Here is a 20,135-nt window from a genome sequence, read left to right as displayed (position 1 = left end):
CGCCAACATGAACGGACGGGCAAATGTGGAGCAGGCGCTGGCGCGGCTGAACTTCAAGCCGCGCGAGCTCGAGCCCGGCCATGTCTGGCTGGCCGGCGCCGGCCCTGGCGACCCCGGATGCCTGACGCTGGAGGTGCTGGCGGCGCTCGGGCAATGCGACGCGCTGGTCTATGACGCGCTGGTCTCGCCCGATGTCGTGGCAGTCGCTCAGGGCGCCGAGCTCTTCTACGCCGGAAAACGCGGCGGTCAGCCTTCGATGAAGCAGGACGACATCAACGCCCTGCTGGTGCGGCTGGCGCGCCAAGGTCGCCGCGTCGTGCGGCTCAAGGGCGGCGATCCCTATATTTTTGGCCGCGGCGGCGAAGAGGCCTTGGCGCTCGCAGGAGAGAAAATTCCGTTCCGGGTGCTTTCCGGCCTGACTTCGGGCCTCAGTGCATTGGCCGCCACCAGCATTCCCGCCACCATGCGCGGCATCAACAAGGCCGTCATCCTTGCCACCGGCCATGCGGCGGGCACAGATGACGACATCGACTGGACGGCGATCGCCCGCACCGGGCAGCCGGTCGTCGTCTATATGGGCATGGCCAACCTGCCGGTGATCGCGGCAAAGCTGCTGAGCGGCGGCCTCGCGCCATCGACACCTGCCGCGGTGATCGTCGCGGCAACCACGCCGCAGGAGCGCATCGTCGTTGCCACGCTCGCCACCATCGCCGAGGAGGCCGCGGCCGCCGGGCTCGCTTCTCCGGCGCTGATCGTGGTCGGCGGCATCGTGGCCCTGCGCGCGGCATTGGCGGGCGGCGCATGACGGCGCGCGCGATCATCATCGGCGCCCCGCGCTCCGGCTCGGGCAAGACCAGCGTCACCATCGGCCTGTTGCGCGCGCTCGCCCGGCGCGGCCTGAAAGTGCGCGGCGCGAAATCAGGGCCGGACTATATCGATCCGGGCTTCCACACCGCTGCCACCGGCCTGTCCGGCGTCAATCTCGACAGCTGGGCGATGTCGCCTGCCCTGCTCAACGCGCTGGCAGCCCAGGCCGCGGACGACGCCGAATATGTCCTGCTCGAAAGCGCCATGGGCCTGTTCGACGGCATTCCCGCGCCGCAAGGCCGCTCCGGCTCGGCCGCCGATCTTGCGCGGCTCTACGGCCTGCCGGTGCTGCTAGTGCTCGACGTTTCAGGACAGTCGACCACGGCGGCCGCCGTCGCCAAGGGTTTTGCCACTTACGACCCGGATGTGCGCATGGCCGGCGTCGTGCTCAATCGCCTCGGCAGCGAACGCCACCGGCGGCTATCGGGCGACGCCATCGAGGCGATCGGCCTGCCTGTGGTCGGCGCCATTCTGCGCGATCCGACTCTCAACTTGCCGGAGCGGCATCTCGGCCTCGTCCAGGCCGGCGAATACGAGAACCTGATGGCGCATCTCGACCGGCTGGCAGACATGGTCGAGAAATCGCTCGACATCGATGCCATCCTCAAGCTGGCGACATCTCTGCAGCCCTCGCCCGGCGACTTTGCCGACGCCTTGCAACCGCCTGGGCAGCGCATCGCGCTGGCCGAGGACGCCGCCTTCACCTTCCTCTATCCGCATGTCGCCACGCAATGGCGCAAGGCCGGCGCGGAGATCGTGCCTTTCTCGCCGCTTGCCGACGAAGGGCCCTCGCAGGACTGCGAGGTCTGCTGGCTGCCCGGTGGCTATCCCGAGTTGCATGCCGGCAAGCTCGCGGCTGCGACGAACTTCCAGGCGGGAATGGCCCGCTTCGCCGCGACGAAACCGGTTCACGGCGAGTGCGGCGGCTTCATGGTGCTGGGCGAAGTGCTGGAGGACGCGGAGGGGACAAGCCACAGGATGCTCGGCCTGCTCGGACATTCGACCAGCTTCGCCAGGCGCAAGATGAATCTCGGTTATCGCGAGGCGCGGCTGCGCGCCGCCTGCCCGTTGGGACCGGAAGGCACGCTGATCCGTGGCCACGAATTCCACTATGCGCAGATGACGGCCACCGGCAATGACGAGCCCTTGGCCGACCTTGCCGACGGCCAGGGCAATCCGCTTGGCGCTTCAGGCTACCGGCGTGGCCATGTCAGCGGCACATTCTTCCACGCCATTGCGAGGAGCGCATGAGCGGCCCTTCGGCGCCCCGGCAAGTACTTGACGATATCGGCCTCAGCCTCGTTTTCTTCACCCGGCTGAGGTTACCCTCGAGCGATTTCGGCGGACGCAGCCTGGCGGATGCGATCTGGGCGGCGCCCTTCGCCGGTCTCGCCGTGGCGATCATTGGCGCGCTCGTCTACGCTATCGCCGCCGTCTTCGGCCTCGCCGCCGCACCGGCCGCGGCGCTCACGCTCGCCGGGACGATGCTTGCTACCGGCTGCCTGCATGAGGATGGGCTTTCCGACATCGCCGATGGCTTTTGGGGCGGCAAGACGCGCGACAGGAAGCTGGAGATCATGCGCGATAGCCGCATCGGCGCCTATGGCGCGGCGGCGCTCGGGTTGTCGCTGCTCATCCGCTGGAGCGCGCTATCCGAACTCGCCGGACCCGGCCACATCTTCCTGGCGCTGCTTGCCGCCCATGCCGCCTCGCGCGGCCTGTTCGGCGCCTTCATGCATCTTCTGCCGCCTGCCCGAGCCGACGGCCTGTCCGCCAATGCGGGCTCCGTCACTGCCGAGACCGCCGCCATAGGTGCTGCGCTCGGCGCGGTGGCGCTGCTGGCGCTCGGCCTTGGCGGCGCGATCGCCGCGCTGATCCTGCTCGGCCTGCTGTTTGCCGGCTTGCGCGCGCTTTGCCTCAGCCAGATCGGCGGCCAGACCGGCGACACGATCGGCGCGCTGCAGCAGCTCGGCGAGATCGCGGTGCTGCTCGTCGCTTCCGTTTGCCTTTCCTGATTCTTTTTCGGAGACCTTGCCCCCATGTCCTTCAAATCCCTCGATGAACTGCGTGCCGCCTGCCTCGATCTTCCGGCTGGCAGCGACACCGCCGCCGGCACCGTCGCCCACCGCCAGGACACACTGACAAAGCCGCCGGGCAGCCTTGGCAGGCTGGAAACGATCGCCGCCTGGCTTGGCCGCTGGCAGGGCCGCGACATGCCGAAGCTCGATGCGGTGAAAGTCTTCGTCTTTGCCGGCAATCACGGGGTCACCGCGCAGGGCGTCTCAGCCTATCCGTCGGAAGTCACGGTGCAGATGGTGGCGAATTTCGCCGGCGGGGGTGCTGCCATCAATCAGCTGGCCCGCATTGCCGGCGCCAAGCTGGACGTCATTCCACTCGATCTCGATCATCCGACCGGCGATTTCACGGAAGTGCCGGCGATGGACGAGCAGGCATTCCTCGCCGCCGTCTCGACCGGCTACGATGCGGTGACCAAGGACCTCGATCTCGTCTGCTTCGGCGAGATGGGCATCGGCAACACCACCCCGGCGGCCGCGATCTCGACGGCGCTGTTCGGCGGCGGCGCCGAAAAATGGACCGGACGCGGCACCGGCGTCGACGATGCCGGCATGAAGCGCAAAGTGGTGGCGATCGAAGCTGGCCTCAAGCGCCACGCCGATTCGCTCTCCGACCCGCTGAAGATTGCCGCGGCGCTCGGCGGACGCGAGCTCGCCGCCATTCTCGGCGCCACGGTCGCCGCGCGTAAGAACAACGTGCCGGTGCTGCTCGACGGTTTTGTGTGCACGGCCGCCGCCGCTCCGCTCGCGAGGCTGCACCCGACCGGCCTCGCCCACACGATCGCCGCCCACGTCTCGGCCGAAGCCGGCCACCGCCGCCTCCTGGAGGCGCTCGGCCTGCCGCCACTGCTCGATCTCGGCATGCGTCTCGGCGAAGGCTCCGGCGCCTGCCTTGCCATCAACATCGTCCGCTCGGCGCTGGAGTGCCATACGAGGATGGCGAGCTTTGCCGAGGCGGGAGTTTCGGAGAAGTAGGCTGCAAACAAAATGGCGGGTTGCCCTTCTGGGGCAGCCCGTCCGCCAAGCCTACAACAAGTCGCCAACGGCCAAAGCAGCCGATCGACTTGGCCAGCGGGACTTCCATCTAATCAAAGAGAAATTTGGTGGGTGTGCACAGGATCGAACTGTGGACCCGCTGATTAAGAGTCAGCTGCTCTACCAACTGAGCTACACACCCACACCGCCGGAAAACTCAGCGTCGGCGGCGCATATAGCCGCCGCTTTCGGGGATGTCTAGCCCTGCCGGATCATTTCCCGACAAATCGCCGAATTGCCGCACCTGTCACACAAAAAGCTTGCCTTCCGCCACCTTGACAGCATGGCCGCCGATGCGCGCGGATACCAGTTTTCCGCCATCGACGTTGAGCTCGAGGCGGATGCGCGAGGGCCGACCCATTTCCAGGCCCTGCTCGATCCAGAGCTGCGAGATGCCGTCGGTCGGGGCGTCGAAATGCATGATGGCGCCGGCAAAGGCAGCGGCAGCCGAACCAGTCGCAGGGTCTTCATAGGACGGGGTGCCGGGCACGATCATGCGCACATGGAAGGCGCTGTCATGATGCACCGTCTCGCGGCAATAGACATAGGGGCTGGCAAAGGCCCAATCGCTCTTGCGGGGTGCCAATTCGGACCATGCCTGGTTGTCGAGCCTGATCTTGGCGGCCTCCTTCAGCCCGGCAACGGGAATCGTCACATAAGGCACGCCGGCCGACCAGAAGGCGACGCGGTGATTCTCGAAGCCGATCTCGTGCGGAGCAAGGCCGAGCGCGGCGCCGATCGCTTCCGGATCGGCCTTGAGCTCCAAAGGTTCCGGCAGTTTCGCCAGGTCGAACTCGGCGAAGGTCGAACCATCATGTTTGCTTACCGCGCAGCGGACCGGTCCGATATTCTCCTCCAGCACGAAGATGCCGGTCGCCTCGCCGGCGAGTTCGGCCAGCGCGATCGCCGAGCCGACCGTCGGATGTCCGGCGAAAGGCATTTCGTAGTCAGGCGTGAAGATGCGGATACGGTTGCGGTGCTTGGGATTGTCCGGGGGCAGCACGAACACCGTCTCCGAAAGATTGAATTCGCGCGCGATCGCCTGCATGCCGGCAGTGTCGAGCTCATCGCTATCGAGCACCACCGCAAGCGGATTTCCGGCCAGCCCTTCGGTGGTAAACACATCGTAAAGCAAGTAGTTGCGCGCCATTTAGAAAACCTTTCGCCCCGCCTCGAATTTCTGCCCCAATCCCAACATGAGGGAAATTTAATTTGAAATTCGAACCTCGAAGCCTGATCTGTGAACGGATAGGGACATCACTTTCCAGCATAGGGGTCCGGGGTGGACCAGGTTGTCAATCCGCCAAAGGCGGAATCCGGTGCTTCCATAGAGGCCGCGCTCGGGCTCGACCGCAAGGGCGTGAGCCGCAAGCGTCGCCACTTCTGGCTTTACGCCCTGCTGGCGATAGCGATCGTCGCGGCCGGCATTGCCCTTTATCAATGGTACGCCGCCGCACCGCCCAGGATTGAATATACCACAGTGCCGGCGGCGACCGCCGACCTCACCGTCGAGGTCTCTGCCACCGGCACGCTGCAGCCGCTGACTCAGGTGGATATCTCGAGCGAACTGTCCGGCATCGTTCGCTCGGTCTCCGCCGTTGAAAACCAGCAAGTCAAGAAGGGCGACGTGCTGGCGACGCTCGATACCGCCAAGCTGGAGGTCCAGATCGAGCGCGCCACTGCCTCCGCCAAGGCGGCAGCCGCAGCTGTCGAGGATGCCAAGGTGACCTTGCACGAAAATGAGAACGCGGTTGCGCGCGCGAGCGCGCTCACCAAGCGCGGCATGGCGACGGACCAGTCGCTCGAAGCGGCAACCGCGACGCGCGACCGCTCGAAGGCGGCGCTCGACAGCGCCGAGGCCAATCTCGCCATCGCCCAGGCCGACCTCAAGGCGCAGCAGACAGATCTGGCGAAAAGCACCATCTATGCGCCGATCGACGGCATCGTGCTGACGCGCTCGGTCGATCCCGGACAGACGGTCGCCTCCTCGCTGCAGGCGCCAGTGCTGTTCGTCATCGCCGCCGACCTTCGCAACATGGAATTGCAGGCGGCCGTGGACGAAGCCGACATCGGCCAGGTCAAACCCGGCCAGCACGCTCGCTTCACCGTCGACGCTTTCCCCGACCGTCCCTTCGACGCAGAGATCCGCGACATCTCCTACGCCTCGGTCACCACCGACGGCGTCGTCACCTACAAAGCGCGCCTCGAAGTCGACAATGGCGAGCTTTTGCTCCGGCCCGGTATGACGGCGACAGTGTCGGTCGTCACCCAGCAGGCCAAGGGCGTGCTCACCGTTCCCTCGACCGCCTTCCGCTATCGCCCGATGCAACAGGCGGCGCGCGGTTGGAGCCTGAGCGACCTCTTCACCGGCCGCATGGGCCGCCCCAACCGGCAGCGCGAGGTGACGAAGGCGCCGACCGACGGCTCGCGCACGCTTTACGTGCTGGAGAACGGAAGGCCGCATCCGGTCAACGTCAAGATCGGTTCGACCGATGGCGAGCTGACCGAGGTCACCTCAGGCCTCGACGAGGGCGCGCAAGTGATCACCGGCGCGCAGCAGCGGAGCTGACCGGTGTCGCCTGCCTTGCTCATCACCTTCGACAAGGTCTGGAAGAGCTATGGCGAGGGCGAGGGCCGCGTGCATGCGCTGGCCGGCGTCGATCTCGCCATCCGGCGTGGTGAGTTCGTCGCTATCATGGGCCCCTCTGGCTCGGGCAAGTCGACGGCGATGAACATCATCGGCTGCCTCGACACGCCGACGGCTGGAACCTACTCCTTCATGGGTGTCGATGCCGGCCGGCTCGACCGCAACCGCCGCGCGCTTTTGCGCAATCTTTATGTCGGCTTCGTCTTCCAGGGCTACAATCTGTTGCCGCGCACCACCGCGGCGGAAAATGTCGAGCTGCCGCTGATCTATCGCGGCGTTGCCGCGCGCGAGCGCCGCGATCTCGCCATGCAGGCGCTGGCCGAGGTCGGGCTTGTCGGGCGCGAGCACCACACCCCGGCTGAGCTGTCGGGCGGTCAGCAGCAGCGCGTGGCGATCGCCCGCGCCATTGTCACCAGGCCGACATTGCTCGTGGCCGACGAGCCGACCGGCAATCTCGACACCGCGCGCACGCATGAGATCATGGAGCTGCTGACCAAGCTCAATGCCGGGCTCGGCCTCTCCATCGTCATGGTCACCCATGAGGCCGATGTCGCGGACTATGCCGGCCGCACCATCCGCTTCCTCGACGGCCATGTTGCCTCCGATACCTTGAAAGCGGAGGCAGCGGCATGATCTGGGAAACCGTCCGCCTTTCGCTGCGCTCGATCCGCCGCAACGTGCTGCGCTCTTTCTTGACGCTGCTTGGCATCGTCATCGGCGTCGCCGCAGTCATCGCCATGCTCACCATCGGCTCCGGCACGACGGAGAAGGTCAAGGCCGATATTTCGAGGCTCGGCAGCAACCTGCTCGTCGTTCGCGCCGGCCGGCCCGCCGGCCCAGGCGGACCGGGAGGTCTCGACCAGGCGGTGCGGCCGCTCGCCGAAAAGGACGTCGCGGCGCTCGTCGCGCATCTCAGCGGCGCGCGCGCGATTTCGCCTGCTTCGCAAAAACAGGTCCGCGTCATCTTCGGCACCGAAAGCCTGACCTCGGGCGTGACCGGCACGGACAGCGCCTATCTTGACGCCCGCGACTGGAAGCTGGTGTCGGGGCGGTCGTTCAGCGATTCCGAAACACGGGCCGGCACCGGTGTGTGCCTGATCGGCGAGACGGTGCGCCAGCAATTCTTCGGCGCCGGCGATCCCGAGGGCGAGATCATCCGCGTCAACCGCACCTCCTGCAAGATCATCGGCCTGCTCGAGCCAAAGGGCTATACCGGCTTCGGCCAGGATCAGGACAATGTCGTGCTGATGCCGCTGCATGCCTATCAGCGGCGCATCGCCGGCAACCGCGACATCGACAACATCTACATCGCCGCCGACGACCGCACGCCGACCAGCGAGCTGCAGCCGCGCGTCGAGGACATTTTGCGCGACACGCGGCGCATCACGCCGGACCGCGATGCCGATTTCGCCATCCGTGACATGACCCAGATCGCCGACGCGATGACCAGCGCCACGACCACCATGACCGGCATGCTGGGCGCCGTCGCCGGCGTCAGCCTTCTTGTCGGTGGCATCGGCATCATGAACATCATGCTGGTCTCGGTCACCGAACGCACGCGCGAGATCGGCATCAGGCTGGCGATCGGCGCGCATGAAAAGCACATCCTCATCCAGTTCCTGGTCGAGGCGACGGTGCTGTCGCTCTTTGGCGGCATCATCGGCATCTTGATCGGGCTGACGCTCGCCGGCCTCACTTCGATGGCGCTGACGATACCTTTCGCGCCAAGCCCGGCCGTCATCCTGCTCGCCGTCGGCTTCTCGGCGCTGATCGGCATGGTGTTCGGCTTCTTCCCGGCGCTGCGCGGCGCCCGCCTCGACCCGATCGACGCGCTGCGGCACGAGTAAGGCGGCTTTTGGGTTGTGGCCTGTCAGAACGGCAGCCGCGCGTTCTCCTTGACCTCTTTCATGACGAAGAACGTCCGGGTCTGCCGGACGCCGGGCAGCGCGATCAGCTTCTGGCCGTGCAGCTTGTTGAAATCCGCCATGTCGCGCACGCGTATTTTCAGAAGATAGTCGAAGTCTCCGGCCACGAGATTGCAGTCCAGAACCTCCTTGAGCTTCAGCACCGCCTCCTCGAAAGCACCGAAGCTTTCGGGCGTCGAGCGATCGAGCACGACCCCGACCATGACCAGCGCGCCGAGCCCCACCGCGGCGGGCGCGATTTCCGCCCTTACTCCGGTGATGTAGCCCTCTTCGAACAGGCGTTGCGTGCGCCGATGGCAGGTGGCGGCGCTGACATTCACCCGGGCCGCCAACTCGGCATTGGTCAACCGCCCCTCGGCCTGCAGGGCCCGCAGGATCTTGACGTCGATCCGGTCGAAAGCCGAAGTGGAAGATTCTTCCATTTTCGTAACCTGAATAGCTGTTTTATCCAACACTAGCACGGCCTTTGGCGGCTATACAAAAATCTTGAAGGCAAGTTCGAGAGCACTTTTCATGCATTTCGGCCTATCCTGGGCCTGTTGAAAAATGGCATGGCGGAGGGCAGGTCGATGTCGCTTCTCGAGAAATTTGAACGCTATCCGCTGACCTTCGGACCGACGCCGATCGAGCATCTGCCGCGTCTCAGCGCGGCGCTCGGCGGCAAGGTGCGGGTCTACGCAAAGCGTGACGATTGCAATTCCGGGCTGGCCATGGGCGGCAACAAGCTGCGCAAGCTCGAATACATCGTGCCCGATGCGATCGCGTCGGGCGCCGACACGCTGGTGTCGATCGGCGGCGTCCAGTCGAACCACACGCGCATGGTCGCCGCGACGGCCGCCAAGATCGGCATGAAATGCGTGGTGATCCAGGAGAAATGGGTGCCGCACTATGATGCGGTCTACGACCGGGTCGGCAATATCCTGCTGACGCGCCTGATGGGCGCCGACAGCCGGCTCGTCGACGACGGTTTCGACATCGGCATCCGCAAGAGCTGGCAGGATGCGATTCAGTCGGTGAAGGATGCGGGCGGCAAGCCCTACCCTATCCCAGCCGGCGCCTCGGTGCACAAGTTCGGTGGCCTGGGCTATGTCGGCTTCGCCGAGGAGGTGGCGAAGCAGGAAGCTGAACTCGGTTTCAAATTCGACTACATCATCGTCTGTGTCGTGACCGGCTCGACGCAGGCCGGCATGATCGTCGGCTTCGCCGCGCAAAACCGCGCCGAGCGGGTGATCGGCATCGATGCCTCCGGCACGCTCGACCAGACCCGCGCGCAGGTCCGCCGCATCGTCGACGACACCGTCGCTCTCGTCGGGCTGGGCCGCGCCGTGCGCGAGGACGAAATCGTCATCAATCCCGACTATGCCTATCCGGCCTATGGCGTTCCATCGAACGAAACGAACGACGCGATCCGGCTGGCTGCCCGCACCGAGGCGATGATCACCGATCCGGTCTATGAGGGAAAGTCGATGCAGGGGCTGATCGACCTGACCCGGAAGGGGTTTTTCCCCGAAGGTTCGAGAATTCTCTATGCGCATCTCGGCGGCGCGCCGGCCATCAACGGTTACAGCTATTACTACAAGGACGACGGCGCCCCCGGAAAAGGCGCGCCGCATGACGACGCGCTGCCGCCGCTCTTTCCTTGAGGAGTTAGAGCAGTTCCAGGAAAAGTGTGATCGGTTTTCCGTCCGGAACTGCGTAAAAACAAAGAGCTAGAGCGCTTCGCCGTTTCCGTGAAACAGTGAAACGCTCTAGCGGACCTCGCCGCTGTCAGCGAAATGCCATTCGATCAGCGGCTTCATATGCCCCATCAGCCCATCCGGCAGATCGGTGGCGTTGCGGATGATGACCGGCCCCTCGATCTCCGGCTCATCTTCACTGGCGACGAAGGCGCTGATACGCCGCGCCAGCTCATCGGCCGTTTCGGCCACACGGTAGCGGCGGAAGATCACCGTGCCGCTCGCCGTCGACAGCGCGTGATAGCGCTGTCCACGCTCGGCCGCTGAAAGATCGAGCCCGGTCTCCTCCCCCACCTCGCGTATCATGTTGAAGTCGATATCGACCAGTCCGTCTCGAAAATCGACCGGCTCGAACGAGCCGGCGGCGAAATAGACGCGGCCGGCATTGACCGTGTGGCGGCCCATGCGGATCGCCACAAGCGCATTGTCGCCGGCGACCAGCACAGCGTGCGCATAGGCATGCTCGGCGCCGGAGTTCTCGCGCCGCTTGCGCCATAGCATGAAGGTCGAGAACCTCACCGCGTGGCAGCGGCCGACGAGGCGGCTGTCTCTGTAAGCGAGCTCGGAAAGCAGCACCACCGTGCCATCGAACAGCGCCGGGTTGGCCGCCATTTCCTGCCGCCAGTTCTCGGCGATCGCCGCCGCATTGCTCAGCGCGAAGGGATGCGGCCCGGGATCGAGGCGGACGTCGATCGCATCGACCGGCAGGATGACATTGCGGGGCAGATCGAAACTCAAGGGGTCACGCCATGTCCAATGTGATCGCCACGGGGCAATGGTCCGACGCTTTCGGCCTGTCCCAGCCGGCGCGCGGGAAACGCTCGACCTCCTGGCCCGCCGGGAAGATGGTGCGCCAGGGCTGGCCGTTGCGGATGATGTCCGGCACGGCGGTCGCGTTCTTCGCCGCCAGCGCCCTCGACAGGAGGATGTAATCGAGCTGGCAGAGATGCCGCTCCTCCGGGTCGCGCGTGTGGTAGAAGCTCCAGCGATCCATCTCCGGCCGCCGCTCGACGACATTCTCGCAGAACCCGCCGGCGGTCAGCACGTTGATCGAGGACTGGGCTTCATCGACCACCTCGAAGCGATGGCCGTCGAAGCTGTCGCCCTCGATCCTCACACGCTGCCGGTAATCGTTCATGTCGCCGCAGATCGCCCAGCGCTTGTCGGCGGCATGGTCCTTGCCGAAACGCTCCTCGATGATGCGGCGCACGGCTTGCGCCTCGGCCATGCGCAGCGGCATTGTCGCCTCGCGGCCGTCCAGCCCGTTGCGCGGTGAGCCCATCGACTTGAAATGCACGAGATAGAGTGTCAGCGGCACGCCGCCGACAGTGAGGTCGACCTCCAGGCAGTCCCGGCGAAAGATGCGATCGCTGGCCACATGCCCGAGCGCCGCAAGCTCCGGCGTGAAGAGGCCGAACCGCTCGAACGTGATATAGGCATGGCTCGTCATGCGCACGAACTCGATCGGCTGGCCCTGCATGGTCTCGTTGCGCATCATCACCGCGACATCGATGCCGCGGGAGTCGTTCCCTGCCGTGGTGTATTTCTGCCGGTAGCCCTGCCCGATCATCTTGAACAGATAGCCATATTCGAACGCCTTCAGCGCCTCGATATTGTCGACCTCCTGCATGCAGATGATGTCCGCGCGGGTGGCCGCGATGGCGAGCGCCGTCAACTGGCGGGTATCGTCGGACTGGGCGATCGCGCGCGCCTGTTCGAGGACCCGATATTCGGCCTCGCTTTGGATGTCGAACAGCGCCAGCGTGCGGTCTTCATTGAGCTGGTTGCGATAGCCCGAGAAATCGAACCTGTTCATCAGGTTCTCGACATTGAAGGTGGCGAGGCGCAGCGACATGGCCTGACCTTTGCCTGCAAGCGAAGGCGAAGACAAGAGCCAGGCTAGATGCTCGTTATGGTTGATGGAACCTTTCCGTTCATCTTCCGTTCAGACGGAAAGTTCCAACAATAAGCCCATTCCCGGGATGCTCTGGGCGTGGGGCCTTTACTCCTTGGAGAGTGAAATGAAACCGTTCTTTTTTTCCTTCAGATCCGGGCTTTTGGCCCTGGGGCTCGTTGCCGGCGTGACCGCGCCGTCGGTCGCCGGCCCGATCCTGCAACCCGATCTCGGCGTCGCAACGAATACCGCCGCCCCGACGATCATTCCCGTCCGCGACAGTTGGGCTGGCGGCAACAACTACTCGCCGCAGATGTATGACTGGCGCTGGCGGCGCGGCGGCGACTTCAGGTGGCGCGGCGATAGGTGGCGCGGCGATCGGCACTTCTCCCGCAACTGGGACGGCGGCAATTGGAATGGCGACGGCGACTGGCGCTGGCGGCACCACCATCATCGTCACTTCCGGGACAGCGACGCGGCGCTGCTTGGGTTGGGTCTCGGCCTGGGCCTGGGCAGCTTGGCCTACAACAATTACTACGATCCCTACTACTACGACCCCTATCCGCGCTACGTTCAGCCGCGGCGCATCTACCGGACCGAGCGGCTTTCCAGGGCCCATGTCCAATGGTGCTACGACCGCTACCGGTCCTATCGGGCCTGGGACAACACGTTCCAGCCCAACTACGGGCCGCGCCGGCAGTGCATTTCGCCCTATATCTGAGCGGCCTGCTGGCACAGAAACGGCGCCCTTCGCGGCGCCGTTTTATTTTAGCGCAACTTGTGGTCGCCACCGGCCGATATAACCCTAAATTCATCGGCGGCGGCTATTCATCCTTGCGGATGTCCCCCAGTATAAAGATTCGCGCGAACGAGGTGCGAGACGTGCTCGCCATGGCCGAAAACGAACACAGAAACCAACACAGGCAACGCGTGCTGAAGGGCGCGGCGATCCTGACCGGCATCAACAATTCCGAAGTGAGATGCACGGTGCGCAACATGCATTCGAACGGCGCGGAGCTGAAAGTGCCGATCGATTCGCGCGTGCCGGACGAATTCCTGCTCTATGTGCCGGTCGACGGCATCGGCTACAGGGCCGTGGTGCGCTGGCGCCGCGAGGACCGCATCGGCGTCGAGTTCACCGGCACCGAGCCTAAGCCACACTGGCACTACGGCTGAAGGGCTGATCGCGCCTTCTCAGGCGACGAATTGAACGCCGACCAGCCTCGCCGAGCGCCAGCGCACAAGCGCGGCACGCGCAGTGCCATTGACCACCAGCTCGAAGCACTGCGGCACGCCGGTCGCATCGCCGAAGCTCAGTTGCGCGCCGTGTTCGGACTCGTTGCGCACCGATCCTTCCACTGCTCCGAAGCCGCCGTTGAACCGCAAGGTTGCGCCCCTCAGCACACGCCTGCGCCGCTCCATCCGGCGTTCGCCGGCAAATGCGGAGCCATTGTCCGTCGTTTCCATCGCCAGTCTCCCACCACGTTCTGGGCCATGCGAAGCGAATCGCGTGCCAGCGTAGTCGTACCGGAATGAAACAGCCGGATGAAAAAAGCCGGCGGATCGCTCCGTCGGCTTCTCCAAGCAGTTTCAAATTTCGAACTGGCTCTTCGCCTTGTCGACCAGCTAGTTCTTCGCGATCACCCCCCGCGACCGCAGGGCAAAGCCCGGGGGACGCGCAAGGTAAAGGAACGTGGATCGCCTTAGTTCTTGGCCTTGTCGACCAGCTTGTTCTTCGCGATCCACGGCATCATCGCGCGGAGTTTGGCTCCAACCTCTTCGATCTGGTGGCTGTCGTTGTTGCGGCGGATGCCCTTGAAGCGCGCCAGGCCGGCCCGATATTCCTGCATCCATTCCGAGGTGAACTTGCCGGTCTGGATGTCCTTCAGCACGCGCTTCATCTCGGCCTTGGTGTCGGCGGTGATGATGCGCGGACCCGAGACATACTCGCCCCATTCGGCGGTGTTCGAGATCGAGTAGTTCATGTTGGCGATGCCGCCCTCATAGATCAGGTCGACGATCAGCTTCACCTCGTGCAGGCACTCGAAATAGGCCATTTCCGGCGCGTAGCCGGCTTCCACCAGCGTCTCGAAGCCGGCGCGGATCAGCTCGACCAGGCCGCCGCACAGCACCACCTGCTCGCCGAACAGGTCGGTCTCGCATTCCTCGCGGAAATTGGTCTCGATGATGCCGGAGCGGCCGCCGCCGACGCCGCAGGCATAGGAGAGCGCCAGATCAAGCGCGTTGCCCGAAGCGTCCTGGTTGACAGCGACGAGGCACGGCACGCCGCCGCCCTTCTGGTATTCGCCGCGCACCGTATGGCCCGGGCCCTTCGGCGCGATCATGACGACGTCGACCGAAGCCTTCGGCTCGATCAGGCCGAAATGCACGTTGAGGCCGTGCGCGAAGGCGATCGCGGCGCCGTCGCGGATGTTCGGAGCGATCTCGTTCTTGTAGATGTCGGCCTGCAATTCGTCGGGCGTCGCCATCATCATCAGGTCGGCCCATTTGGCGGCGTCCGCCACGCTCATCACCTTGAGCCCGTCGGCCTCGACCTTCTTGGCGGTGGCGGAACCGGCTTTCAGGCCGATGGCGATCTCCTTGACGCCGGAATCCTTGAGGTTGAGCGCATGCGCCCGGCCCTGGCTGCCATAGCCGATGATGGCGACCTTCTTGCCCTTGATGAGATTGAGATCGGCGTCACGATCGTAATAGACACGCATTTTCGTCTTCCTTCCCGTTTGAAGATCATAGGCCTTCACGGCCGGTTTGTTGCTCCGAAAAGAGCGAGAAACTGCTGCGTCGCGCGGCGGGCATCGCCGCCGATCGTCGCCTCAGTCAATTCCACCCGGTCGCCTAGCAGCAGACGGATCTGCACGTCGCGGCCGACCAGGCCGAAAAAGGTCCGGAACGCCGTCTCGGCGTCTTCGAAATCGAGCAGCCCGGCTTGGCGCCCTGCTTCAAGCACCGGCTTCAGCCGCCTAGCGAGCGCGAAGCGGCCATTCTGCAGCACGACCGCGCCGAGGTCATCCTTACCGGAACCGGCGTGACCGACTGCCACACGATTCAATGCAATTGAAGTGTCGCTGGAGATAACCTTCAACCAGTCCGAAGCGAAGCGTTCCAGGCTTGCGGTGAGCGAAACAAGGTCCAGCCTGTCGCGATCGACCGCCGCGACACGCACCTTCGAGGCCTGCCACTGCACCGTCGCTGTCAGCAGCCCGTCACGGTCGCCGAACCATTTGTAGAGCGTTTCCTTGGAACAGCTGGCCCGCCGCGCCACCGCGGTCATGGTCAGGTTGTCGCCCTCTTCCACTAGCAGGCGGAGTGCCGCGTCCAGAACGGCCTGCTGGCGCTCCGTCAGCGTTTCGCTTCTGTCGATGTCGGCGCCTGCCTGCAGCACGGTTTTTCCCGTTCTTCCGGTCACGCAGAGGCGTACCGTACGTTACGGTTCGGTTTATTGCGTATTCCGGTGTCCGATGCAAGGGGCTACCGCGAAAAATGCCCAAACGGAGCAGCGAGAGCTCGTCAGCTAATCGCTGGCCGGAGGGTCGCGCAGCCGTCCGAGCAGGCTGGCCAATGTCTTCAGGTCCTGGGCTGAAAGCCTGTCGCCCATTCGGTCGGCAATGCAAGCGCCATAGACCGCCCAGATGCGGCGGCGCATCTCCCGGCCGCTTGCCGTGATGCGAACGGTCTGCCCGCGGCCATCGTCGGAGACGGGCAGCTTTTCGACCAGGCCATCCGCCTCCAGCCGGGCCAGCAGCCGTGAGACGCCGTACTGCGCCAACAGCACACGATCGATCAGCTCGAACGGCCTGAGCCCGCCCTCGCCCGCTTCGGCCAGTTCATGCAGCACGTCATACCAGGCGAGCGGCGGCAGGCCGTTTGCCTTCAGCGCATCCTCGGTCCTTTCGACCAGTTGGCGCGAGACGCGCACGAGGCGCGCCCAGGCTGCAATGGCCTCTGGCGACGGCGATTTCTTCGTCATCGGCGCAGCCTAATGGATAGATGCAATTGCATCAAGCTTGACGATCGATGCAATTGCATCCATATAGATGCAATTGCATCGATAGGGAGTTCTCCGATGAAACATGAAATCTGCAAGATCGCCGATATCCCCCAGACCGGCAGCCTGATCGCGCCCTTCTTCGGCCGCGAGGTGCATGTCTGGCGCAGCGGCGATCGCATCCGCGCCGCGGTCAATGTCTGCCTGCATTTCGGCGGACCGCTGGACTGCAAGGACGGCTCACTTGTCTGCCAATGGCACGGCGCGAAATTCGACATGGAAAGCGGCGAGCGTCTCGAAGGACCGGCGCCAAAAGGCTCGCGCCTGATGTTTTTGTCGACCCGCGTCGAAGACGGCGCGCTCAATTATGTCTGGGGAGAATGAGATGACCGCAAGGCTCACCCTCGTCAGTCATCACCTCTGCCCCTACGTCCAGCGCGCCGCTATCGCGCTTGCCGAAAAAGGCGTGGCGTTCGAGCGGGTCAACGTCGACCTTGCCGATAAGCCTGCTTGGTTCAGAGCCATCTCGCCGCTCGGCAAGGTGCCTCTACTCCGCGTCCGGCACGGCCACTCGGAGGAGGTGATTTTCGAATCCGCCGTCATCCTCGAATTCCTCGAGGAGACCGAGGCCAATCCATTGCACCCTGCCGATCCGCTGGCGCGGGCCAGGCATCGCGCCTGGGTCGAATTCGGCTCGGCCATCCTCAATGCCATAGGCCGCTTCTATTCCGCCGCCGACGAAGCCGCTTTCCTTCATGAAAGCAGAGGTTTGTCCGAGATGTTCGCGCGCCTGGAGGCCGAACTTGCCGCAGGGCAAAGCGGCCCGTGGTTCGCCGGCGAGCGTTTCTCGCTGGTCGATGCCGTCTACGGGCCGATCTTCCGCTATTTCGACACGTTCGACCGCATCGGCGATTTCGGCATTTTCGACGGCAAGCCGCTCGTCCAGACCTGGCGCGCGGCCTTGAGCAGGCGGCAATCGGTCGAGGAGGCGGTCGGCACGGACTATCCGCGGCGGCTACGTGCCTTCCTTCAGGCAAAGGGATCCTATCTGTCCGGGATCATCCGGCGGCAGGCCACTGAAACTCCGCAAGCCCGATCCGCCTGAACGGGTCGATCACCGTTCCGGCGACCATGGCGGCGAGGAATTGCGGCCCCGGCGGAATCTTCGCCAGCGTCGCCACCATGCGGTCGCGGACAAAGGGCAAAGCCGCGGAGTCCGACTGGTAGAACGGCGTCAGCGACAGTGACAGCGCCTGGAACACCCGCACATGCCAGCGGCGTGCGCTGGCATAAGTCGCCAGCGCTTCGTCGACGCTGTCCGCCCGCGCCAGCGCATGGTTGAGCGCGGCGGCGTCGAGCAGCGCCATGTTCGCGCCTTGCCCGAGCTGCGGGCTGGTCGAGTGCGCGGCGTCGCCGATGACGGCAAGTCTTCGGCCGGCCGGCAGCCCCATTGTGTGGTGGCCGTAACGGGCGAGCGAGAGCTGCTCGAAACTGTCGATCTGGCCGGTGAAAGCCTTGCACTCCGGCCACACCGAAACCACTCTCGCCTTCCAGGCTTCGAGCCCCTCGGCCTTGATCCGTTCGGCATCGGCCGGCTTGAGGCTCCAGAAGAAGGCGGCCATGTCTTGCGCACCAGGCTGCGGCCGGCCGATCGGCAGCACGCCGATCATGATGCTTGCCTTGTCGTAGCGCTGCAGCAGGGCGCTCCGGTCGAAGCCGTCACGCCAGGCCAGCGACGCCCAGAATGCCCCATAGGCGAGCGGCCGCGGCATGGCGGCATCGCCGAGATAGTGCCGCAGTTTCGAGCGCGCGCCGCTGGCGTGGACGATGAGGTCGAATGGCCCAAGCCGCCTGCCGTTGCGGCAGACGAGCGTCACCCGCTCGCCGGCCTCCGGTGTCTCGACCTCGACATTGGTTTCGATGGCGATCGCTTCGCGCAAGGCGGCGCGGTAGAGCACCCCGAACAGCGCTGCCCGGTGCACGGCGAGGCCGAAGCGGCGGCCGCGCCGCGCGTCGTAGCGAACTTCGAGCACGGTTCGTCCGCTCTTGGCATCGGTGCCGTGCAGCCGTTCGATGCGGCTGCCAAGCGGAAGAATCTCGTCGAGCAGGCCAAGGTCGGCGAGCACGGTCAGCCCGGTCGGCTGCAGGATCAGGCCGGAGCCGACCGGCTTCGGCTCGTCGAAGCGCTCGAAGATGGTGACCTTGTGCCCCGCCCGCTTGAGATAGAGCGCCGCGGCCAATCCGGCCGGCCCGGCGCCGGCAATCGCGATGTCGTAGGATCTGCTCATTGCCCGCCCAAGCCAAGCCGGCCGGACAATCTCCCAACGCAGCAGTCAAATCAAGCTGGCGCTTTGACGCCCGTCAGGCTTGAGCCGCGTCGAAAGCGGCACGCGCCTCGCGCACGGCGTCACGATTGAGCTCGGCCCATTGGACCAGCATCTGCAGGGGCGCAAACATCGAGCGCCCGAGATCGGTCAGGCTGTATTCCACACTCGGCGGCTTGGTCGGGAATACCTCGCGATGCACATAGCCGTCGCGCTGCAGGTCGTAGAGCGTCTGTGTCAGCATGCGCTGCGAGATGTCCGGGACCAGCCGGCGCAGTTCGCCGAAGCGATAAGGCTTCTCGGCCAGCGCCATGACCAGCAGCGAGCTCCATTTGCCGCTGATGCCCTGGATGACGTCGCGAACCGGACAGTCGGCGAAATTGCCGCCGTTGGTCATCGCCTTATAGACCTCGAGCTTGGCTTTCAGATTGAAGATCTTGCTGTCCATCGCGACATCCGCTGATCGAAACTGAAGCATGTCTCCCGAAAGTGGGAACCGGTTTCGGGAGACATGCGTGAAATCAAAAACCTAAAGCGCATGGAGCGAATCTGAACGATCGCGACGCGCCTTAGGCCGGCCGGGGTGGTTCCCTGGCTGTGCCTACCTCCCGGAAAACTGCCTTCTTTACGGCTTGAGGTCAATTCCTATTTTAGTGCTGGTCTCTTTTTGAGACTACCACTTGATCCGCCTCCGACACAATTTTCAGGAACCCTCCCATGACCGAAACCCTCCTCGTCACCGGCGCTTCCGGCCAGCTTGGCCGCGCCGTCATCAATCACTTGCTGGACACGCAAAAGGTGGCGCCGGCGAGCATCATCGCCGCCACCCGCAACCCCGAGAACCTCGCCGACCTTGCAGCGCGCGGCATTGCCGTCAGGGCCGCCGATTTCAACGACAGCGCCTCGCTGGAGAAGGCGTTCGAAGGCGCCGACCGGGTGCTGATCATCTCGACCGGCGACCTCGATTTGAAGACTGGCCGCCGCCTGAAGCAGCATGAGACGGCCGTGGCCGCGGCCAAGGCGGCGGGCGTTTCGCATCTGCTCTACACCTCGATGCCCAATCCCGAGCCGGGCTCGCCGGTGCTCTTTGCCGGCGATCACTACGGCACCGAGCAGGCGATCAAGGCGAGCGGCATCCCCTACACCATCTTCCGCAACGGCTGGTATCAGGAGAACCTGTTCATGTCACTGCCGCATGCCATTTCGTCGGGCAAGTGGTACACGTCGGCCGCCGACGGACGCATCGCCCACGGCGCGCGCGACGATATGGCAGCCGCCATCGCCGCCGGCCTCGCGTCCGGCTCCAAGGAAAGCCACATCTACACGCTGACCGGCCCGCAGGCCTACACCACGAACGAGATCGCGGCGCTGGTAAGCGAGGTGACCGGCAAGCCGCTGGAGGTCATCCAATTGCCGGACGAAGCGCTGACCGAAGGGGTGAAAGCGGCGGGCGTTCCCGAGGATTTCGCCCGCATCATCGTCTCCTTCGATGTCAACACGCGCGCCGGCCGCATAGGCGAGGTGACCGATGCCGTCGAAAAGCTCTCGGGCCGCAAGCCGCGCACGCTGAAGCAGTTCCTCGAAGCGAACAAGACGGCCCTGCTCGGTTGAAAACTGGCGCGTCTG

Annotated in this window: 23 protein-coding genes and 1 tRNA gene; 13 read left to right on the top strand and 11 right to left on the bottom strand. The window is 64.8% G+C overall.

Annotated elements, in window-relative coordinates:
- The first annotated feature begins 7 nt into the window (after positions 1-7).
- From cobA to cobT, 4 genes are read left to right on the top strand one after another with little or no spacing between them, the layout of a single operon-like run.
- Positions 8-805: a uroporphyrinogen-III C-methyltransferase gene (gene cobA, locus EN862_RS06455; protein ID WP_127863327.1), complete on the top strand. Its 798-nt coding sequence runs from the start codon at positions 8-10 to the stop codon at positions 803-805.
- Positions 802-2,118, top strand: a complete 1,317-nt coding sequence (locus tag EN862_RS06450) for a cobyrinate a,c-diamide synthase (RefSeq protein WP_127863326.1) — start codon at positions 802-804, stop codon at positions 2,116-2,118. The genes cobA and EN862_RS06450 overlap by 4 nt, the downstream gene beginning before the upstream one ends.
- Positions 2,115-2,882 carry an adenosylcobinamide-GDP ribazoletransferase gene (cobS, locus tag EN862_RS06445; RefSeq protein ID WP_127863325.1) on the top strand — a complete coding sequence of 256 codons (768 nt, stop codon included), beginning with the start codon at positions 2,115-2,117 and terminating at the stop codon, positions 2,880-2,882. Before EN862_RS06450 ends, cobS begins: the two co-directional genes overlap by 4 nt.
- A gap of 24 nt (positions 2,883-2,906) precedes the next feature.
- The gene (gene cobT, locus EN862_RS06440) at positions 2,907-3,917 is read left to right on the top strand and encodes a nicotinate-nucleotide--dimethylbenzimidazole phosphoribosyltransferase (RefSeq protein WP_127863324.1); all 1,011 of its coding nucleotides are present in this window, start codon (positions 2,907-2,909) and stop codon (positions 3,915-3,917) included.
- A gap of 126 nt (positions 3,918-4,043) precedes the next feature.
- Here the strand turns inward: cobT and EN862_RS06435 are convergent.
- Positions 4,044-4,119: transfer RNA gene (locus EN862_RS06435), tRNA-Lys, on the bottom strand.
- A 105-nt stretch (positions 4,120-4,224) separates the two neighbouring features.
- Entirely contained in the window at positions 4,225-5,127 is a 903-nt protein-coding gene (locus tag EN862_RS06430) for a PhzF family phenazine biosynthesis protein (RefSeq protein ID WP_127863323.1), read from the bottom strand.
- Between the two features lie 132 nt (positions 5,128-5,259).
- On the opposite strand from EN862_RS06430, the gene EN862_RS06425 reads away from it, so the two are divergent.
- Genes EN862_RS06425 through EN862_RS06415 form a run of 3 tightly spaced genes read left to right on the top strand, consistent with a single transcriptional unit; the run spans position 5,260 to position 8,471 of the window.
- A complete protein-coding gene (locus EN862_RS06425; RefSeq protein ID WP_127863322.1) occupies positions 5,260-6,546 on the top strand; it encodes an efflux RND transporter periplasmic adaptor subunit in 1,287 nt (428 codons plus the stop codon).
- A 3-nt stretch (positions 6,547-6,549) separates the two neighbouring features.
- On the top strand, positions 6,550-7,257 hold the full coding sequence (locus EN862_RS06420; protein ID WP_127863321.1) for an ABC transporter ATP-binding protein: 708 nt from the start codon (positions 6,550-6,552) through the stop codon (positions 7,255-7,257).
- On the top strand, positions 7,254-8,471 hold the full coding sequence (locus EN862_RS06415) for an ABC transporter permease (protein ID WP_127863320.1): 1,218 nt from the start codon (positions 7,254-7,256) through the stop codon (positions 8,469-8,471). The genes EN862_RS06420 and EN862_RS06415 overlap by 4 nt, the downstream gene beginning before the upstream one ends.
- Positions 8,472-8,494: 23 nt before the next feature.
- Here the strand turns inward: EN862_RS06415 and EN862_RS06410 are convergent, their stop codons facing one another.
- Positions 8,495-8,971, bottom strand: coding sequence for an Lrp/AsnC ligand binding domain-containing protein (locus EN862_RS06410; protein ID WP_127863319.1), 477 nt, complete (start codon positions 8,969-8,971; stop codon positions 8,495-8,497).
- A 147-nt stretch (positions 8,972-9,118) separates the two neighbouring features.
- Here EN862_RS06410 and EN862_RS06405 point away from each other — a divergent pair, with 147 nt between their 5' ends.
- Positions 9,119-10,192 carry a 1-aminocyclopropane-1-carboxylate deaminase gene (locus EN862_RS06405; RefSeq protein ID WP_127863318.1) on the top strand — a complete coding sequence of 358 codons (1,074 nt, stop codon included), beginning with the start codon at positions 9,119-9,121 and terminating at the stop codon, positions 10,190-10,192.
- Positions 10,193-10,297: 105 nt separating this feature from the next.
- Here the strand turns inward: EN862_RS06405 and EN862_RS06400 are convergent, their stop codons facing one another.
- Positions 10,298-11,023: a hypothetical protein gene (locus EN862_RS06400; RefSeq protein ID WP_127863317.1), complete on the bottom strand. Its 726-nt coding sequence runs from the start codon at positions 11,021-11,023 to the stop codon at positions 10,298-10,300.
- Between the two features lie 4 nt (positions 11,024-11,027).
- Entirely contained in the window at positions 11,028-12,140 is a 1,113-nt protein-coding gene (locus tag EN862_RS06395) for an endonuclease/exonuclease/phosphatase family protein (RefSeq protein WP_127863316.1), read from the bottom strand.
- Between the two features lie 166 nt (positions 12,141-12,306).
- Between EN862_RS06395 and EN862_RS06390 the strand changes: the two genes are divergently transcribed.
- Both EN862_RS06390 and EN862_RS06385 read left to right on the top strand, forming a co-directional pair.
- Positions 12,307-12,900: a BA14K family protein gene (locus EN862_RS06390; protein ID WP_127863315.1), complete on the top strand. Its 594-nt coding sequence runs from the start codon at positions 12,307-12,309 to the stop codon at positions 12,898-12,900.
- 170 nt (positions 12,901-13,070) lie between these two features.
- Complete coding sequence (locus EN862_RS06385; RefSeq protein WP_095815564.1) at positions 13,071-13,355, top strand: PilZ domain-containing protein; 285 nt, start codon at positions 13,071-13,073, stop codon at positions 13,353-13,355.
- Positions 13,356-13,373: 18 nt separating this feature from the next.
- On the opposite strand, the gene EN862_RS06380 is transcribed toward EN862_RS06385, so the two are convergent.
- The 4 genes from EN862_RS06380 to EN862_RS06365 form a co-directional block, all read right to left on the bottom strand.
- Positions 13,374-13,646: a hypothetical protein gene (locus tag EN862_RS06380; protein WP_127863314.1), complete on the bottom strand. Its 273-nt coding sequence runs from the start codon at positions 13,644-13,646 to the stop codon at positions 13,374-13,376.
- A gap of 236 nt (positions 13,647-13,882) precedes the next feature.
- Entirely contained in the window at positions 13,883-14,902 is a 1,020-nt protein-coding gene (ilvC, locus tag EN862_RS06375; RefSeq protein WP_042644009.1) for a ketol-acid reductoisomerase, read from the bottom strand.
- Positions 14,903-14,937: 35 nt separating this feature from the next.
- The gene (locus EN862_RS06370; RefSeq protein WP_127863313.1) at positions 14,938-15,582 is read right to left on the bottom strand and encodes a TetR/AcrR family transcriptional regulator; all 645 of its coding nucleotides are present in this window, start codon (positions 15,580-15,582) and stop codon (positions 14,938-14,940) included.
- 129 nt (positions 15,583-15,711) lie between these two features.
- Positions 15,712-16,167: a MarR family winged helix-turn-helix transcriptional regulator gene (locus EN862_RS06365; RefSeq protein ID WP_127863312.1), complete on the bottom strand. Its 456-nt coding sequence runs from the start codon at positions 16,165-16,167 to the stop codon at positions 15,712-15,714.
- Between the two features lie 96 nt (positions 16,168-16,263).
- Here EN862_RS06365 and EN862_RS06360 point away from each other — a divergent pair, with 96 nt between their 5' ends.
- Positions 16,264-16,569, top strand: a complete 306-nt coding sequence (locus EN862_RS06360) for a Rieske (2Fe-2S) protein (RefSeq protein ID WP_127863311.1) — start codon at positions 16,264-16,266, stop codon at positions 16,567-16,569.
- Between the two features lies 1 nt (position 16,570).
- A complete protein-coding gene (locus EN862_RS06355; RefSeq protein ID WP_189400919.1) occupies positions 16,571-17,290 on the top strand; it encodes a glutathione S-transferase family protein in 720 nt (239 codons plus the stop codon).
- Here EN862_RS06355 and EN862_RS06350 read toward each other — a convergent pair.
- Together EN862_RS06350 and EN862_RS06345 are read right to left on the bottom strand one after the other, a co-directional pair.
- Positions 17,244-18,473 carry an NAD(P)/FAD-dependent oxidoreductase gene (locus EN862_RS06350; protein ID WP_127863309.1) on the bottom strand — a complete coding sequence of 410 codons (1,230 nt, stop codon included), beginning with the start codon at positions 18,471-18,473 and terminating at the stop codon, positions 17,244-17,246. The two genes, EN862_RS06355 and EN862_RS06350, sit on opposite strands and share 47 nt — an antisense overlap.
- A gap of 73 nt (positions 18,474-18,546) precedes the next feature.
- Entirely contained in the window at positions 18,547-18,957 is a 411-nt protein-coding gene (locus EN862_RS06345; RefSeq protein ID WP_127863308.1) for a helix-turn-helix domain-containing protein, read from the bottom strand.
- A 269-nt stretch (positions 18,958-19,226) separates the two neighbouring features.
- Here EN862_RS06345 and EN862_RS06340 point away from each other — a divergent pair, with 269 nt between their 5' ends.
- Positions 19,227-20,120, top strand: coding sequence for an SDR family oxidoreductase (locus EN862_RS06340; protein WP_127863307.1), 894 nt, complete (start codon positions 19,227-19,229; stop codon positions 20,118-20,120).
- The last annotated feature ends 15 nt before the right edge of the window (positions 20,121-20,135 follow it).

Source organism: Mesorhizobium sp. M2E.F.Ca.ET.219.01.1.1 (genome assembly GCF_004016445.2).
Classification (GTDB): domain Bacteria; phylum Pseudomonadota; class Alphaproteobacteria; order Rhizobiales; family Rhizobiaceae; genus Mesorhizobium.
The sequence above is the reverse complement of the archived record's forward strand: the minus strand, read 5'-3'. Positions and strand labels throughout refer to the sequence as shown.

Bases quoted from the DNA above. Each gene is read 5' to 3' on its own strand.
- EN862_RS06345 (WP_127863308.1), bottom strand. From the start codon at position 18,957: ATGGACAGCAAGATCTTCAATCTGAAAGCCAAGCTCGAGGTCTATAAG.
- EN862_RS06430 (WP_127863323.1), bottom strand. From the start codon at position 5,127: ATGGCGCGCAACTACTTGCTTTACGATGTGTTTACCACCGAAGGGCTG.
- cobS (WP_127863325.1), top strand. From the start codon at position 2,115: ATGAGCGGCCCTTCGGCGCCCCGGCAAGTACTTGACGATATCGGCCTC.
- EN862_RS06380 (WP_127863314.1), bottom strand. From the start codon at position 13,646: ATGGAAACGACGGACAATGGCTCCGCATTTGCCGGCGAACGCCGGATG.
- cobA (WP_127863327.1), top strand. From the start codon at position 8: ATGAACGGACGGGCAAATGTGGAGCAGGCGCTGGCGCGGCTGAACTTC.
- EN862_RS06410 (WP_127863319.1), bottom strand. From the start codon at position 8,971: ATGGAAGAATCTTCCACTTCGGCTTTCGACCGGATCGACGTCAAGATC.
- EN862_RS06350 (WP_127863309.1), bottom strand. From the start codon at position 18,473: ATGAGCAGATCCTACGACATCGCGATTGCCGGCGCCGGGCCGGCCGGA.
- EN862_RS06385 (WP_095815564.1), top strand. From the start codon at position 13,071: ATGGCCGAAAACGAACACAGAAACCAACACAGGCAACGCGTGCTGAAG.
- EN862_RS06355 (WP_189400919.1), top strand. From the start codon at position 16,571: ATGACCGCAAGGCTCACCCTCGTCAGTCATCACCTCTGCCCCTACGTC.
- EN862_RS06405 (WP_127863318.1), top strand. From the start codon at position 9,119: ATGTCGCTTCTCGAGAAATTTGAACGCTATCCGCTGACCTTCGGACCG.
- cobT (WP_127863324.1), top strand. From the start codon at position 2,907: ATGTCCTTCAAATCCCTCGATGAACTGCGTGCCGCCTGCCTCGATCTT.
- EN862_RS06365 (WP_127863312.1), bottom strand. From the start codon at position 16,167: ATGACGAAGAAATCGCCGTCGCCAGAGGCCATTGCAGCCTGGGCGCGC.
- EN862_RS06395 (WP_127863316.1), bottom strand. From the start codon at position 12,140: ATGTCGCTGCGCCTCGCCACCTTCAATGTCGAGAACCTGATGAACAGG.
- EN862_RS06340 (WP_127863307.1), top strand. From the start codon at position 19,227: ATGACCGAAACCCTCCTCGTCACCGGCGCTTCCGGCCAGCTTGGCCGC.
- EN862_RS06390 (WP_127863315.1), top strand. From the start codon at position 12,307: ATGAAACCGTTCTTTTTTTCCTTCAGATCCGGGCTTTTGGCCCTGGGG.
- ilvC (WP_042644009.1), bottom strand. From the start codon at position 14,902: ATGCGTGTCTATTACGATCGTGACGCCGATCTCAATCTCATCAAGGGC.
- EN862_RS06360 (WP_127863311.1), top strand. From the start codon at position 16,264: ATGAAACATGAAATCTGCAAGATCGCCGATATCCCCCAGACCGGCAGC.
- EN862_RS06415 (WP_127863320.1), top strand. From the start codon at position 7,254: ATGATCTGGGAAACCGTCCGCCTTTCGCTGCGCTCGATCCGCCGCAAC.
- EN862_RS06450 (WP_127863326.1), top strand. From the start codon at position 802: ATGACGGCGCGCGCGATCATCATCGGCGCCCCGCGCTCCGGCTCGGGC.